This is a genomic window from Salidesulfovibrio brasiliensis JCM 12178 (assembly GCF_001311825.1).
In the GTDB taxonomy this organism is placed as follows: Bacteria; Desulfobacterota; Desulfovibrionia; order Desulfovibrionales; family Desulfovibrionaceae; genus Pseudodesulfovibrio; species Pseudodesulfovibrio brasiliensis.
Map to the genome: position 1 here is coordinate 25,149 of NZ_BBCB01000023.1, position 14,871 is coordinate 40,019.

Annotated in this window: 14 protein-coding genes; 7 read left to right on the top strand and 7 right to left on the bottom strand. The window is 60.7% G+C overall.

Going from position 1 to position 14,871, the window contains the following annotated elements:
* Positions 1–312: 312 nt before the first annotated feature.
* From JCM12178_RS07950 to JCM12178_RS07960, 3 genes are all read right to left on the bottom strand, one after another.
* Entirely contained in the window at positions 313–801 is a 489-nt protein-coding gene (locus tag JCM12178_RS07950) for an RHS repeat domain-containing protein (protein ID WP_245628673.1), read from the bottom strand.
* The gene (locus JCM12178_RS18680) at positions 759–947 is read right to left on the bottom strand and encodes a hypothetical protein (protein WP_054650314.1); all 189 of its coding nucleotides are present in this window, start codon (positions 945–947) and stop codon (positions 759–761) included. Before JCM12178_RS18680 ends, JCM12178_RS07950 begins: the two co-directional genes overlap by 43 nt.
* An 804-nt stretch (positions 948–1,751) precedes the next feature.
* Positions 1,752–3,140 (bottom strand): peptidase U32 family protein, encoded by a 1,389-nt coding sequence (locus JCM12178_RS07960; RefSeq protein ID WP_054650316.1) that lies wholly within the window; start codon positions 3,138–3,140, stop codon positions 1,752–1,754.
* Positions 3,141–3,344: 204 nt separating this feature from the next.
* Here JCM12178_RS07960 and JCM12178_RS18250 point away from each other — a divergent pair, with 204 nt between their 5' ends.
* Together JCM12178_RS18250 and JCM12178_RS07965 are read left to right on the top strand one after the other, a co-directional pair.
* The gene (locus JCM12178_RS18250) at positions 3,345–3,977 is read left to right on the top strand and encodes a CZB domain-containing protein (RefSeq protein ID WP_157054826.1); all 633 of its coding nucleotides are present in this window, start codon (positions 3,345–3,347) and stop codon (positions 3,975–3,977) included.
* Between the two features lie 25 nt (positions 3,978–4,002).
* Positions 4,003–5,334, top strand: coding sequence for a methyl-accepting chemotaxis protein (locus tag JCM12178_RS07965; RefSeq protein ID WP_172677091.1), 1,332 nt, complete (start codon positions 4,003–4,005; stop codon positions 5,332–5,334).
* A 67-nt stretch (positions 5,335–5,401) separates the two neighbouring features.
* On the opposite strand, the gene JCM12178_RS07970 is transcribed toward JCM12178_RS07965, so the two are convergent.
* Both JCM12178_RS07970 and JCM12178_RS07975 read right to left on the bottom strand, forming a co-directional pair.
* Positions 5,402–6,187, bottom strand: coding sequence for a DUF362 domain-containing protein (locus tag JCM12178_RS07970; RefSeq protein ID WP_054650318.1), 786 nt, complete (start codon positions 6,185–6,187; stop codon positions 5,402–5,404).
* Complete coding sequence (locus JCM12178_RS07975) at positions 6,166–7,053, bottom strand: PHP domain-containing protein (protein WP_245628674.1); 888 nt, start codon at positions 7,051–7,053, stop codon at positions 6,166–6,168. The genes JCM12178_RS07970 and JCM12178_RS07975 overlap by 22 nt, the downstream gene beginning before the upstream one ends.
* A gap of 99 nt (positions 7,054–7,152) precedes the next feature.
* On the opposite strand from JCM12178_RS07975, the gene JCM12178_RS07980 reads away from it, so the two are divergent.
* The 5 genes from JCM12178_RS07980 (at position 7,153) to JCM12178_RS08000 (ending at position 9,852) form a co-directional block, all read left to right on the top strand.
* Positions 7,153–8,112 carry a chemotaxis protein gene (locus tag JCM12178_RS07980; protein WP_054650322.1) on the top strand — a complete coding sequence of 320 codons (960 nt, stop codon included), beginning with the start codon at positions 7,153–7,155 and terminating at the stop codon, positions 8,110–8,112.
* A gap of 60 nt (positions 8,113–8,172) precedes the next feature.
* Positions 8,173–8,361, top strand: coding sequence for a Trm112 family protein (locus JCM12178_RS07985; protein ID WP_054650324.1), 189 nt, complete (start codon positions 8,173–8,175; stop codon positions 8,359–8,361).
* A 141-nt stretch (positions 8,362–8,502) separates the two neighbouring features.
* Positions 8,503–8,913, top strand: coding sequence for an Hsp20/alpha crystallin family protein (locus JCM12178_RS07990; protein WP_054650326.1), 411 nt, complete (start codon positions 8,503–8,505; stop codon positions 8,911–8,913).
* A gap of 11 nt (positions 8,914–8,924) precedes the next feature.
* Positions 8,925–9,287 carry an Hsp20/alpha crystallin family protein gene (locus JCM12178_RS07995; protein WP_054650328.1) on the top strand — a complete coding sequence of 121 codons (363 nt, stop codon included), beginning with the start codon at positions 8,925–8,927 and terminating at the stop codon, positions 9,285–9,287.
* 124 nt (positions 9,288–9,411) lie between these two features.
* Entirely contained in the window at positions 9,412–9,852 is a 441-nt protein-coding gene (locus tag JCM12178_RS08000) for an arsenate reductase ArsC (protein ID WP_054650330.1), read from the top strand.
* A gap of 18 nt (positions 9,853–9,870) precedes the next feature.
* Here the strand turns inward: JCM12178_RS08000 and JCM12178_RS08005 are convergent, their stop codons facing one another.
* Together JCM12178_RS08005 and JCM12178_RS08010 are read right to left on the bottom strand one after the other, a co-directional pair.
* Positions 9,871–10,533, bottom strand: coding sequence for a response regulator (locus JCM12178_RS08005; RefSeq protein ID WP_054650332.1), 663 nt, complete (start codon positions 10,531–10,533; stop codon positions 9,871–9,873).
* A gap of 4 nt (positions 10,534–10,537) precedes the next feature.
* Positions 10,538–13,615, bottom strand: a complete 3,078-nt coding sequence (locus tag JCM12178_RS08010) for a PAS domain S-box protein (protein WP_172677092.1) — start codon at positions 13,613–13,615, stop codon at positions 10,538–10,540.
* Between the last annotated feature and the right edge of the window lie 1,256 nt (positions 13,616–14,871).

Sequence of the window (14,871 nt, forward strand, 5' to 3'; positions counted from 1 at the left end):
TATTGAGGGGGAGGGAACTCCCCCTTTAAAGAATGAGTTACCTTTGTCTATCTCCACGCATCAGTATTTTGTATCGATCCCTCAACCGATCTGAGTAATCTTGACAGTTCTCCGTCAAAACGTTGTAGTCATTTTTGTTAAGAGCGGGGAGCGACTGCTGGGATCGCCGCATGCGTTTGTCATCATATTTTACTTCTCCTTTGCTTGGATAGTCTGACTTTTTTCTTCAAAAATCATTCTTTTGTTGCCAAAACCAATGTTGTCTCCGGTTCCGTCCTCGTAAAAGCCGTGTTCGTGCACAAACTCTGTGTTTTAGGCATCATCCAATTTGTTCTGTTGTTTCTTTAAAAGAGTACCTGCAACAGGGTTGATGGTTTTTATGCCGAGTGAGATCAGGCCGCCCTGCTGTGCAAGTTTGTTTTCAAGAAAGTCCGCAACGTCGTTATCGCCAAAGTTGAGCGGACGTTGTCTGAAATCAAACAAGCCCGACGGGTCCACCCCGTTCACGGGATCATCCAGACAATAGCCGTACCAGTCGGAGTCGCCGCCTGACGCGCCCATGGGATCTTTGGCGGTCCAGCGGCCGGTGTCCGGGTCGTAGTCGCGCCAACCGAAGCGGACGAGGCCGGTGTGCGGGTCGCTCAAGCCGCCGGCAAAGCCGAGGGGGATTCGCAAATACGGGTTGCTGTCGTCGAGCAGGTTGCCGAAGGCATCGTATTCAATGCGCTTTATCATTTTCCCTCTTGCATTCGCAACAGCTATGAGCGAGCCGACCTGATCGTGATGCAGGCGATAGCGCACGCCGTTTCCGGCTGCCATGAGGCAGGCTTGCGCACGACCCACCAGTCCGGCATGCCCGGGCCGCGCCTATTGCTCTCAAGCGGTTCACCTGCCCGCACCGGCTCGAAGGAGCCGTCTTCATACTGAATCCAATCCTTGGTATCCATTCTTCATCCTTCGGGTTTCGCTGCCGGACCCGGTTCCGGCAATCCGGACCAGTATACCCCCGGCTTCGAACTCAGGACGAAAAACACCGTTCAAAAGACAAAAACGGCATGTGATTTACGGTTGACAGTGTTTTGGGGAGCGGCTTTTTCGGGCGGGAAAAAAAGTTGCCGAAGCTTTTCCCGGCATTGCGGCGCGTTGTGGACAAACCCGTTTTTCAGGGGTTGCCTTTCGTTTTACGAAGCGGTAACATCGTTTGTTGATGGCTCGCAATCTGTTGAAATTGTGGGCTTTTTTTGTGCGAAATGGTCGATTTTCTCTGGACACGGTGCCTGCGCGACCTTATATTGAAATCAAAGGCAGAGGCCCCCGGGAGACCGGGCACCATGAACCCGATACGGAGGATAGGAGGAAATAATCGAGACAGACTTCTGGTTTCCATATCGGCGAATTGAGTCGCCCCTAAATGAACAAAGCGCAGTGCGCCACGAATAAGGTTCCCAGGGTCGGCCGGGCCGACGGAAGGGGACTTGCCGGGATAACCCGGCCGGGCGCACATTTTTTGTGCTTTTCTTTCGGAAAAAGTGGCTGTGAGGGTCTGGACAGCCGGAACAGAATGATTACTTCAATAGTGCAAGGGCCCATTGAGATACGATGAACCGCAAACGGAGGGTAGCTCGATAAAAGGCCATAAAACCATACACCGGCACGAGGTGCCGACGACCACGAAAAACGTGCGCTGAACGCTCCGGAGCCGCAGGACGGCAGGAGCAGCCGAGACATCCGGCAATAGCGCACGTATCTTTTTATTCGACGTCCAGCCCCCAGGCGGCCCTGATGAAGAGGTTCTTTCCTATCTCCGGGTGCTCGCAATACAGGCGGCAGCGCATTCCGGGGTGCGCCACGTCGAGTCCCACGCCCATCTCGTTTTCCAATCCGTAATCTTCGGGACCAATCCTCGGCCGGATCAGGCCGGGAACCATTATCTCCACCTCGCGGGAGCTTTCCCAGCGCGACTTGACCTCAATGGTCCAGCTGCCGTTGGCGTTGACGTGTAGCACGCGCGCCAGCACGGGGCGTTTTTCGTCCTTGTCCGGCGGCACTGCGATGGGCGCGTAGCGGTCCGGGTCGAAGAATCCGGTGGTGAGCGGTCTGCTGGCCGCGTTGACCAGATCGCCCAGATACTGCTCCGGTCGGAACTCGCCGCTGCGGATGTGATCCAGCGCGGTGCGGTAGGCGTCCACCACCTGCGCGAGGTAGGCCGAGCTTTTGCCGCGCCCTTCCAGTTTTACCGAGGCAACGCCCATGCGGGAGAACCATTCCAGATAATGCAGCAGGCAGAGGTCCTGCGCGGCAAAGAAGGTGGTGTGCCCGCCGGTTGCCGCGCCGATGGTCAGCGGCGGCTCGGCCGCAGGGCCGTCCGGCTCGGTGTGGAAGGTGAAGTCGTCCGCGTCGTCTTCGTCAAAGGTGAAGGTGTCGCCTTCGTCCGAGTACTTGTACTCCTGCACGACCCAGCAGTCCTCGCCCGGGCGGGTGGCCTCCTCCACGCTGATGGTCATGGGCCGGTATTCGTAGCGGCAGGGGTGGGAGCACTGGCCGAGGTTGCCGGGCCGGTCGTTGAGGTAGGCGCTCATGTAGCAGCGTCCCGAGATGGCCATGCACTGGGCGCCGTGAACAAAGACTTCAAGCTGCATGTCACGCATCTCGCGACGGCAGACGGCGAGCATCTGCAAAAGCTCCTGCGAGCGGACCTCGCGGGCCACGTTCACCCGCGCCGCCCCGAACTCCTTCCAGAACCTGACCGACTCCGAGTTGCAGGTGTTGGCCTGCGTGCTCACGTGGATGGCGGCCCACGGCAGTTTCCTGCGGATCATGGCGATGACGCCGGGGTCCGAGGCGATGATGCCGTCCGGCCTGAGTTCGTCGAGTTTGTCCAGATAGTCGTTGACTGCCGGGAGCATGTCTTCGCGCGGCATGGCGTTGAGGGTGAAGTATGCCTTCACCTTTGCCTCGCGACAGATCGCCAGCGCGTCGGGCAGCTCCTCGAAAGAGAACCCGTGCGCTCCGGCGCGCAGGTTCAGGCTGCCGCCGCCGAGATAGACGGCGTCCGCACCGTAGCGGACAGCGGTTTCGAGCTTTTCCATGTTTCCGGCCGGGGCCAGTAGCTCAGGCACGTGTTTCAGCGGCGGTTTCATTCGTGTTTTCTCCGGATCGAGTTCGTTCGAACCTTGAATAGCGCAAAGTGGCGGTGGACGCCAGCAGTCAGGTGTCGTCATCCTAAGGAGTGAGTTTTGTTATAATAATGGGATGATGCTTTGGCCGTGGTCTAGGTTTTCTGTATGGCATGAAAGGTTTTTGGCGGGAGAACAAGGACGCATTCAATCGTAGCGGGGGATGTCATGAGCTGGAAAGACGTTTCACTGAAGTGGAAGTTTGCGGTGGGGTTCGGACTCCTCGTGCTCATGCTTACGGTCATCGGCTGGCGCTCTGTCAGCGGTATCGGCGGCATAGTAGGCAATGCCGAGGAAGTCATCGAAGGCAACAAGCTCAAGGGCGAATTTCTTCAGAAGGTCATCGACCACCTGAACTGGGGAAACACGGTCAATGAGTTCCTGAACGACGAAAGCGTCACCGAGCTGAATGTTCAGACCGACCCGAAGAAGTGCGGTTTCGGGAAATGGTACTACAGCGACGCCCGCAAGCATGCCGAGGAGTTCGTCCCGGCCATTGCACCGCTGCTCAAGTCCATTGAGGAGCCGCATGACAGGCTTCACCAATCCGCCGTGACCATCAAGGATATGTTCGTCCCCGTTGACCGCGAGATGGGTGCGTACCTGCGTGAAAAGAAGGTCGACCATCTCGACTGGCTGAATACCATCAACGTTGAGCTGCTCAACCCCGCCACCGTCCGGATCGATGCCGAAGCCGACTGCCACAAGTGCGGATTCGGCAAGTGGCTCTATTCCGAAAGCGTCATGGAGCTCAGGAAAAAAAGATCCCGGCTTCGACGCGGCGGTTGCTCAGGTATATGATCCGCATGAAGCCCTGCACGCCACCGTGACCGATATCAACAATGCGCTTGCCATGGGCGATCGCGCCGATGCCCTCAGAGTCTACAACGACATGACCCGTCCGCTGGCGGTCGAGACACTTGCGGCAATCGACGGCGTGATCGGCTGGCATGACGAGAAGCTTGCCCAGCAGGACAAGGCCCGTCAGGTCTACGCACAGGAGACTCTGCCCGCGCTGGAGACGGTCCGCAACACGCTGGGTAAGATCAAGGACGTGGTCAACGACAACATCATGACCGACGAAGTCATGCTCAAGGAGGCATCGGCCACACGGATGAACGTGATCATCGGCGTGACCATTGCCGTCCCGCTGGCCATACTGCTTGCAGTTGTCATCGCGCGCGGCATTATCGGTCCGCTGCGGCGGGGCATGGGTTACGTGGCCCGCATTGCCGAGGGCGACCTCACTGTAGATGTCGAGGTGGACCGCGACGACGAGGTGGGCCGCATGAACGCCAGCCTTGCCAAGATGGTGGACGGACTCAGGAGCGTCGTGTCCGGCGTACGTTCCGGCGCGGAAAACGTGTCCAGCGGAAGTCAGGAGCTTTCCGCATCGTCGCAGACGGTTTCACAGGGCGTGACCGAACAGGCCGCGTCCGTGGAAGAGGTTGCCGCGAGCATGGAGCAGGTGCTGGGCAATATTCAGCGAAGCACGGAAGGTGCCAAGAAGACCGGAAGCATTGCCAAGTCCGCGGCCGCGGATGCCGAGCAGAGCGGCAGGATCGTGGGCGAGACCGTGGAAGCCATGAAGCAGATCGCGGAAAAGATTTCGGTCATCGAAGAGATCGCCCGGCAGACCAACCTGTTGGCCTTGAACGCGGCCATCGAGGCGGCGCGTGCGGGCGAGGCCGGAAAGGGCTTTGCCGTGGTTGCCGCAGAGGTGCGCAAGTTGGCTGAAAACTCCGGCACGGCAGCCGGAGAGATTGCCGAGCTTTCCGGCAGCAGCATGGAGGTCGCCACGCGAGCGGGCGAGATGATCGACAAGCTTGTGCCACGCATTCAGGAAACTGCGGATCTGGTGCAGGACATCGTGACTTCGGGTGTGGAGCAGGAGGCCGGAGCCGAGCAGGTCAACCGGGCCGTACAGCAGCTGGAGGCCGCCATCCAGGGCAATGCTTCTGCATCCGAAGAGCTTGCGTCCACCAGTGAGGAACTGGCTGCCCAGAGCGAGCAGTTGCAGGCCACCATGGAATGGTTCCGCGTCAGCGGCGGCAGTCCCCGTTCCGGGGCAGTGAGCGCGCAGGCAAAACCGCGTGCGCTCCCTGCGGCTTCCGAGCCGGAGGATGAGATGGATGAGGACGATTTCGAACGGTTCTAGTAGTTGTTCCCCGTGGGAAGCACGCCCCGCAGGTTCGGCGCAGACCGGCTTGCGGGGCGTTTTGCGTTTAATCGCGGAGATGGCCGATGTCGCGCCAGTTGCGGCCGAGCAGGGTCGCGGCGGTGCGGTCGCACTCAAGGGCGTTGCATCCTGCGATCAGTTTGCCCGCGGGCGGGGAAAGCGTGGCGCCGCCGAGGTGGAAGTCGGCAAGCCCCACGCTTGCGTCCATGAGGGTGAAGGTCGGGCTGACGTAGCGGCAGAGGTCCCGCACTGACTGGTGCATGCGTTGGTGAAAGACCGCCTTCTTCCACGATCCGCTGGAGCCGGAATAGTGCTGCGGGGGCGGGAAGCCCATCATGTTCTTCAGGCTGCCGGTGATGCCGGCCAGCGAGTGGGCCTTGAGCACCGGCAGGGAGATGATGGCGTGGGTGAATGCCGCCTCGGGCAGATGCATGGTCGGAAAGACCGGGCAGTCGGGGATGGAGCGCTCAACGGTTTTGACGGTGTTGAGGTCGACGAGTTCGACGCCCAGTTCGGCGGCCATTCGCTCGTATCCGAGGTTTCGGAAAATCTCCGGCGTTTCCATGGTGCAGGAGCCGCAGCCCTCGGCGATGATGACCTCGGCGTCCGTGATTTTCCTGAGCCAGTGCACCACCTCGGCGCAGAATTCCGGCCGGGTGGTGACCGGGAACGGGGTGTCGTTCACGAGGTTGGGCTTGAGCAGGATGGCGTCGTGGCCGACAAGAACCTCGGTGGCTCCGGAGCGTTCAAGGGCCTCGGGAACGCTTGTGGCGTCGTCGATGTAGTCAATGCAGACGCAGGCAGGGTTTCCTACGGTCGTTTCGTTACCCATAGCCCTTGCTCCTCGCGGGCCTTTTTCATGGCCTCAAGTACGGAATAGGGAACATGCACGTCACCCTTTCCCGTGCCGAGCCGGACCAGCGGCTTGACGTTTCCGTGGAAGTCAGACCCCCCGCTTTCAAGGAGATCGTACTTTTCGGCAAGTTTTCGATAATAGCCTCTTTGCTCCGAGTTGTGCTCGGTGTAGTCTACTTCGATGGCGTCAAGACCGTGGTCCTTGAGGTGCTTGACGAGGGTCTCGAGCGTGTTGCGTCCGAGCGAGAGGATGTACGGGTGCGCGAGCACGGTGGTGGCCCCGACGCTTTTCAGGACCTCAAGGGCACGCTCCGGCGAGAGTTTGCGTTTGGGGACGTATGCCTTGCCCCGGTCGCCAAGCCATTGGGAGAACGCCTGATCGAGGCTGTTGACCACGCCGAGGTCGAGCAGTTCCTGCGCGAAGTGCGGGCGGCCCACGGTCCCGGTGGCACGTGCCGCCACGCGCTCATAGCTGGTGTTGATTCCGAGCCGCTGGAGCTTTTCCGCAATCTCATGGTTGCGCTGGCGGCGACCTTCCTGCAGCCATGCAAAGGCCTCGAGCAGGGCGGTCGGGTCGGGCTGGATGAACAGCCCCACGATATGCAGCCAACCGGCACCACGCGGCGATGACGCGCTCAATTCGCAACCGGGGATGACTTCCACCCCCACGCGCTCTCCGGCCCGCATGGCTTCGGCGGTGCCGTCCACGGTGTCGTGGTCGGTGACGGCCACGGCCTCAAGGCCCTTCTCGGCCGCCAGTTCCACCAGCTCCGTCGGGGTGAAGGTTCCGTCCGAGGCAGTCGTGTGTGTATGAAGATCAATGCTCATGGTTCTTGGTAGCATGTATCCCCTCGGTGAGAAAGGCGATGCTTTGCGAGAATAATTGATCAAAAGGTTTAAAAACTGATACAGGGAAAACACAAGTCGAACACTGGAGGCTCCATGACGGAACAGAGCAAGAAGGAAATCCTGCTGGAAACCGGAACCAACGAGTTGGAAATTCTGGAATTCTGCATTGACGAAACCGTTGACGGCAAGCCGGTGCGCAGCTACTTCGGCGTGAATGTCGCCAAGGTCATGCAGGTCATTGAGAGCCCCGACCTCGAGCCGCCGGAGTCTGCGCCGCACGAGTGTTATCTCGGAACCATACCGCTGCGGGGGCACATCCTGCCGGTTGTCGACCTTGCCATCTGGCTGGGGATGAACCGGGAGCCCGGCGAGGACGACGTGGTCATCGTCACCGAGTTCAGCCAGAGCGTGACCGGCTTTCTTGTCTCAGGCGTGACCCAGATTCATCGCGTTGGCTGGCCCGAGGTCATCCCGCCGCAAGGCCTTCTCGGCAGTCTGGACGCCGACACCATCATCGGTCTGGTGGACATCGAGGACCACTTCATCCAGCTTCTCGACCTCGAGCACATTCTCTCCGACCTCGAACCGTCGGATGCCATCGAGGCGTGGACCCTGGACGTACACGCCGAAGGGGCGCCCAAAGCGCTCATCGCCGACGACTCCGCCACCATCCGGGCCATGCTCAAGAACAACCTTGAGGCCGCCAATTTCGTTACCCGTGTGGTCAATACCGGGGAAGAGGCGCTCGACGCGCTCCGTGCCATCCGGGAGCAGGCCTCGCAGGAGGGAAAACCCGTCACCGACTATGTGGACATCATTATTTCCGACATTGAAATGCCGCGCATGGACGGCTTCACCCTGACCAAGAATGTCAAGGAGGATGACGTGCTGGGCAGACTGCCGGTGATCCTCTACTCGTCCATCATCACGGACGAGCTTCGGCACAAGGGGGACTCGGTCCGCGCCGATGCGCAAATCTCCAAGCCGGACATGGACCAGATGGCCTCGCTTGCCATCAAGCTTATCAAGGAGAGAGCGGAAGCCGTCGCATAAGTGTTGCTCCAAAGTGCTGTAGCGTGTATGAAGTCCGCACATTGCCTGAGGAGGAAAAGCATGGCTCTGAACAAGGATCTTCTCGACGTGCTGGCCTGCCCCGTCTGCAAGGGCGCGGTGGAGCCGGTTGACGATGACTCCGGTCTCAAGTGTCCCAAGTGCGACGTCGTCTATCCGGTAAAAGACGACATCCCGATCATGCTGCCCGACCAGTCCATCCCGGAAAAGGACTGGCAGGGACGGGCATAGGCTCGGGTCCGCCATCCGATTACCTGAACCCCCGGCACCTCGCCGGGGGTTTTCTTTTCCACACAAAATGCGTTTTGTCCTGTTGACAGTCTCTTCGCGATGCCTATTTTCTGCTCATGAAACGAATCAGGAGGTATCGACATGGTTCTTGATTTCAATACGTTCCATCCCCTTCCACAGTTGGAAAAGATGTTCGAAGAGTTCATGCGTCCCGGATACGGGAGCGGAAAAGCCATGGGCTATCCACCCCTGAACCTGAGCAATGACGAGGAAAACGTCTATGTCAGGGCCGAGATTCCGGGCGTGAGTCTGGACGAGATCGAGCTGACCCTCACCGACAAAACGCTGGTCATCAAGGGTGAGCGCAAAAAGCTCGCGGGCAAGTTTCTTCGTCAGGAGCGGCCCACCGGAGTTTTCCACAGGGTCATCGGTCTCAACGTGCCGGTGGACAGGGACAAGGTCGCCGCTTCCATGAAGGACGGCATCCTCACCGTCACACTTCCGAAGTCGGAAGCGTCCCGTCCCAAGAGAATCCGGATCGGAGCCGAGTAAGGAGGTCAGTCATGAGCGATATCAGGAAGAAAGAAAACGCCAAGCTTCCGGTGTACCGTCCCGCCACGGACATCATGGAAGAGGAAAAGGGTTTTTCCGTATACATGGACATGCCGGGAGTGCCCAAGGAGAATCTGGTCATCGATCTGGAAGAGAACGAGCTGACCGTCTCCGGCACCACGGCACAGGCGGCCGCGGGAGAGCAGCTTGCCGAGCAGCAGTTCGGAGGGTGCGAATACCGCCAGACCATCTCGTTGTCAGACATCGTTGACCGCGAGCGCATCGCGGCCAAGGTTCAGGACGGCGTTCTGGAAATCACGCTGCCACGGGCTGCCGCGCACGAGCCGAAACGGATCGAGATTACCCAAGGCTAGGATACAGGCCTCCCACATCACCTCCATGAACACCCCGCTCTTCGGAGCGGGGTTGTTTTTTTCCGGCGTGACGCGCACGTAACAAAGGGTGTATATAGTCGGGAAAAACTACGGAGTTTCAATAATGAGCAAGGTTCTTTTCATCTGCGTTCACAACAGCGCCCGCAGCCAGATGGCCGAGGCGTTCCTCAATCATTACGGGCAGGGTCGGCACGTTGCGGAGAGCGCCGGGTTCGAACCCACCACGATCAACCCCGCGGTGGTGACGGTCATGGCCGAGAAGGGTATCGACATTTCCGGCAACGGGACCGACAGCGTATTCGATTTCTACAAGGATGGACGCCTCTATTCGGCGGTGGTCACTGTCTGCGACGAAGGCGACGAGGCCCAGTGTCCGGTCTTTCCGGGCGTGGCGTTTCGCGAGCACTGGCCGTTCCCCGACCCCGAAGGCCTCAAGGGCACGGATGAAGAGATGTTGGCCCAGCTTCGTGACATCCGCGACGCCATCGAGGCGCGCGTGCGCGCTTTCGTGGAAGTGCTGGACAGGCAGGACGCCGAGGCCTAGCCGGACCCGCCCCGGGCCTTATGTGGCCCAGGTGTCCAGATCGATAAGGCCGATACGGGCCGCGTAGCGGATGAGTTCCACCGGGCTGTTGAGCTTGAGCTTTTTCATCAGGTTGGCGCGGTGGTTCTCCACGGTCTTGGGGCTGATGTAAAGCTGCTGGGCGATGTCGCGGGTGTTGAATCCCTCGGCCAGCAGGCGCAGTACCTCTTGCTCGCGGGAGGTCAGCGAGGAGTATGGGTCGCGCTTGGCGTGGCTGCTGTCCTTGTTGTTGAGCAGCCGGAAGACCACCTCGCGCGAGAGGCTGCTGTCCAGAAAAATCTCGCCCTTGCTCACCATGTCCAGACACTCCAGAAGCTGTGATGCGGCAGATTCCTTGACCATGTAGCCGGACGCGCCCGCATGAAACGCTTCCACGATGTAATCGGCCTCGGAGTGCATGCTGATGATGATGAAATGCATGCCGCCGCCCTGCTTGATGGCTTCGCGTATGAACTGAATGCCGTTCATGTTGGGCATGGAGATGTCCACCAGCGCGATGTCCGGCTGGTGCCGCCGGACCATTTCGATTCCCTCCCTGCCGCTACCGGCCTCGGCAACCACGTCGTAGCTGGGGGATTTTGCGATGATGGTCTTCAGGCCCTCGCGAAAGAGGGGATGGTCGTCCACGATCAAGAGTTTCATGTCGTTACCTCGTACATGCCGCTGTGGGCAGTTTCACCGTGATCTTGGTCCCGGAACCGGGCACGGAGTGAATGGTGGCCTCGCCGCCAAGCAGGCGGCTGCGTTCCTCGATGCTCCTGAGACCCATGCGTTTGTTGTCCGCCGCTTCCAGCATGCGCCGGGGCACGTCGAACCCCTTTCCGTCGTCCTCCACGCGGATGATGATGTCCGGGTGCGCTGCCACGAGCCGCACGGACATCCGTCCCGCCCCTGCGTGCTTGGCAGCGTTGTTGAGCGCCTCCTGAATGATGCGGTAGATGTTCGTTGCCGCATCAAAGTCGAACTGCAAGGCGTCCAGTCCCGTGGAAGAGAAGTCGAGGGTTATGTCCTGTCCGTTTTCAAAATCGTCGCACAGCCGCTTGACGGCCGTTCCGAGGCCGAGCTGCTCCAGCCCGGGCGGGTGCAGCCCGTAGGCGATGTCACGAACCGCCGCCACGCTGCGCCGAAGCACTTGTGAAATCTGCATGCCCCCGAGCATGGGGATCTCGGCGGCCTTGCTGGCCTCCAGAGCTTCGATTGCCACAAGCGCGCTTGAAAGATCCTGCGCCACGTTGTCGTGCAGGTCGCGGGCGATGCGCTGTCGCTCGGTCTCCTGCGCGGAGAAGACGCGGCTGGTCAGTGAGCGGATGCGCTCCTCGGCCCTGATCTGCTCGGTGACGTCGCGGGAATAATAGGCCAGCCGCTGCAGCTCGCCCTTGTCCGAAAGGACGGGGTAGATGCTCTGGTCGTAGGTCCGGCCGAGGTGCACTTCGGTGTAGCGGGCCGCCTCCGCGGTCTGCAAAACGCCCTTTGCGGTGCGAACGAACATGGCTCCGCCTTTCTTGGCGAGCAGTTCCGGCAGGTGTCTGGATTGGAGTTCCAGCGGGTCGAGACCGAAGCGGTTCAGTGAAATGGTGTTGGCGGCGAGCACATTGAGGTCGAGGTCCAGCAGGCAGATGAAGTCGGGCGAGGCGTCGAGCAGGGCCTTGAAGGAGAGGCGGCTTTCGTCCAGCAGCTCCTGTGTGGCGATGTGATCCTGCACTTCGGCGGTGAGCTGGCGGTTGACGCGGTTCAACTCGGCCGTGCGGGCGGTGACACGCTCTTCCATTTCGGCGTGGGCCAGCAGCAGCTCCCGCTCGAGCAGCTTGTGGGTGGTCACGTCGGCCACGATGAACATGGTGGCCGGGCGGGTCTGCCATTCCATGCCTCTGCGGCTGAGTGTCAGCCAGTGGAGTTCTCCCGAGCCGGTGAAAATGCGCAGCACCGACGGGAAGTGCTCCCCGGCGGAGTCGTCTTCAAGCCAGCTTCGCAGCTCGGCCCGGTCAAGGGGGTGCACGTAGTTCAGGACCGTGTCCGTGTTGCCGGGCGTGACCCTGATGCCGAGGATGCGGTGCAGGGCGTTGTTGGCAAAGACCACGGCGTCTTTTTGTACAACGAGCACGCCTTCGCCGGAGTTGTCCACCAGCGCCTTGTAGCGGCGTTCGCTTTCCCTGAGAGCCTGTTCGGTCTTTTTTCGCGGTGTCAGGTCGATGAGGGAGACCAGCACGCGTTCAAGGGTCTTGCGGTATTCGCGCGGGACCGAGAAGTGGACCATGACCCACCGGATGTCTCCGTTCGGGGTGCGGTTGATGACCTCGCCCTGATAGTTGGTCCCGCCCTCGGCAATGTGGGCGAAAAGCTCGGCCATGGTGGGGTACGACTCTTCGGGAATGACGTTCGCAAGCGTGCCGAGCAGAGGGCGCTTGTCCGGGGCCCCCATCATCTCCACCGTGGCGCGGTTGACGTCCAGCACCCTGACCCGGCGGCAGCAGACGGCCAGCGCCTCGGGGTTGTCGGAGAAATAGCTTTTGAAATCGGTGACGCCCTCGGCAATGAGCTGGTCGAGATAGACGCGCAGTTCCGAGAGGTCCTCTTCCCAGAGTGAGATGGGGCTGTCCTCGAAAAGGGTTCGGTAGCGGCCCTCGCTGCGGTGCAGGCGCTCCAGCGCCCTGCGGCGACGGGTGACGTCCCGGAAGAAGCCGAGCAGTTGCGTGCCGCCGTCGCCGATTCTGGCCTCGGTACCGGTCATGGCGATCCATCGCTTGCCCAGTTCCGGGTGGTCGTACGGCAATTCAACCGTGCTCGACTGCTCTCCGGCATTGCTGCATTCGTTTATCCACTGCCGGATTGCAAACTTGTAATCATTGCGGAAAAGACTTTCCAGTCGCCTGCCGACAAGTGACGATGAATCAAGGCCGAGGACCTGTTTGGCCGAGGGGCTCAGGTAGGTCAGTCGACTTGTGTCGTCTGCGCTCCAGAGGCTGTCGGCCATGTTGTCGGCGAGGAACCGGAATCGTGCGTTGGCCTCGGCGGCGGCGTGTCTCGTCTGGCGGCGCTCGGTAATGTCCGTGGCAATGCCTTCGATGGCGACGGGGTTTCCGTTCTGGTCGCGCACAAGGTTCAGGCGCGTCTCAAGCCAGCGGGTGCTCCCGTCCTTGTGCAGGACCGGAAACTGGTAGCGCCCGGCGTGATTGCCCCGGCAGATGGACAGCCAGCGTCGCCGCATTTCGCGGAGGTGTTCCCGCGGGAGTATTTGAAAAAAGAGCGAGGGCTGCATGTAGAAGGCTTCTGCCGGGTAGCCGGTGATGTTGCCCACGGCAGAGCTGATGTATTCGTATTGCCCCTCGGGAATGGTCACTCTGAAAATGAGGTCGGTGTCGCTTTCCGCAAGGAATCGCAGGTATCGTTCGCTTCGCTCCAGACTGTCGCGCAGGCGGGCGTGTTCCGAGATGTCGCGCAGGGTGATGCAGACGTGTGTGACTGTTCCTGAGTCGTCACGGACGGGGTCGAAGCGTGCGGCAACCTGGCGTTCACCTCCGTTGGGGAGCCGCAGCCCGTATTCTCCTTCCCAGCTCTCGCCGCGCTCCAGCGCGGGCCGGATGTGGGAGTGGTAGCGGCGGTAGGTGCCTTCCGGAAAAACCTCGCGGTGACGCGGGGTCCCGACTTCGTGCTCGGCGATGCCGAGTGTCTCGATGTAGGCGGCGTTGGTGAATACCGGGTCCAGCGAGAGGGTGTTCACGGCCATGGGCGTGCCTATGCACTCCATGGCAAGGCGATGGATCGCGTTGTTCGCTGGCTCTGTGAGGGTGTCGCTGTTCGGCATTCTTCCGATCTCCAGAGCACCGTATATCGCAAACCCGGTCGGGCCGGAAGCCCCTGATTCTGTCAGGGCTTCGGCAGGGCGTGAACCCACTCGGCAACAACTGCGGCATCCGTGGCCGCAAAGCGCAGGACCAGTTGCCGTGTCCATCTGCTCCGCCAAGGGGCGTGCGGTCGTCACGGGTAGATTTTCGAAGGGTTATCGTTTGTGAAATCTTCTTTTCTTTCAGAAGAGTATTCCATGTATTTGTGTAGCCATTACCCCAGTTCGGAAAGAGCCAGAGCGAGGGAATCTCGAGTGCCCGAATGGCCTGCGGTGTGGGCATTGCATCCGGGGCTTGCTGGCGTGTGTAGACCGCCACGAAAAATGCAGCGCCCTTGCGGGAGGCTGCTTCAAGCGCGGTTGGTATGCCTCCGTTCAAGGCCAGGTAGCCGATCCGATCCGGGTTCACCCCGTCCTGTCGCCGGAGCAGGCGTAGCGTACGGTACGCGTCTTCGACAAGGCCGCCTTCCACAGGCTCGTCGCAACTGGTGCAACCTCTCGGAACAAACGCGGCCGCAGCCACGTCGTGAGCCACCAGCGCGCGGCTGGCGCCCTGCATGGTCTCCAGCGGCAGGCAACCGCTGTCGTGTACGAAGATGGCCGCCGGTGCCGGGCGCGCCTTGGGTAGGGTCAGGGTGCTCTTGATGCGAACCCCGCAGGTGGGCACGCTCATGGTGCGCTCGGTGAAATGAATCTTGCCGGGAAAGAGCGCCTTGGTGTCATCGTTTGGCATGTAGATGAACCGCTCTATCTGGTCGTTCTTTGCCAGAAAGGTCACCGAGCCTGTAATCGGTTCGTCTTCGCTGAGCGACGGGCCGATGGTGTAGATGTATTTGTTGAACTTCTTGAGCCGCCGCAGGGAGCCGTCCTTGGAATCATAAATGAGGAAGCGGCCGTACTCGGTCTTTCGGGCGTCGATGATGCTGACCGTGCGCCCGCCGTGGGTAACGAACTGGCCCGCGAACTCGTCTGGCGAATAGGAATAGAAATCCGCCAGCAGGGAACGCCCGAAGCGGCCTTCATGCCCGCGGTGGGCGAGGCCGTCCACCGATCCGACACGGATGATGGGGCGGCCTTCGGCGTCCACCTCCTGCGGGGTCGGGTCTTCGCTGGCTGGCGGGTCGCCGGGCAGCTCCGGG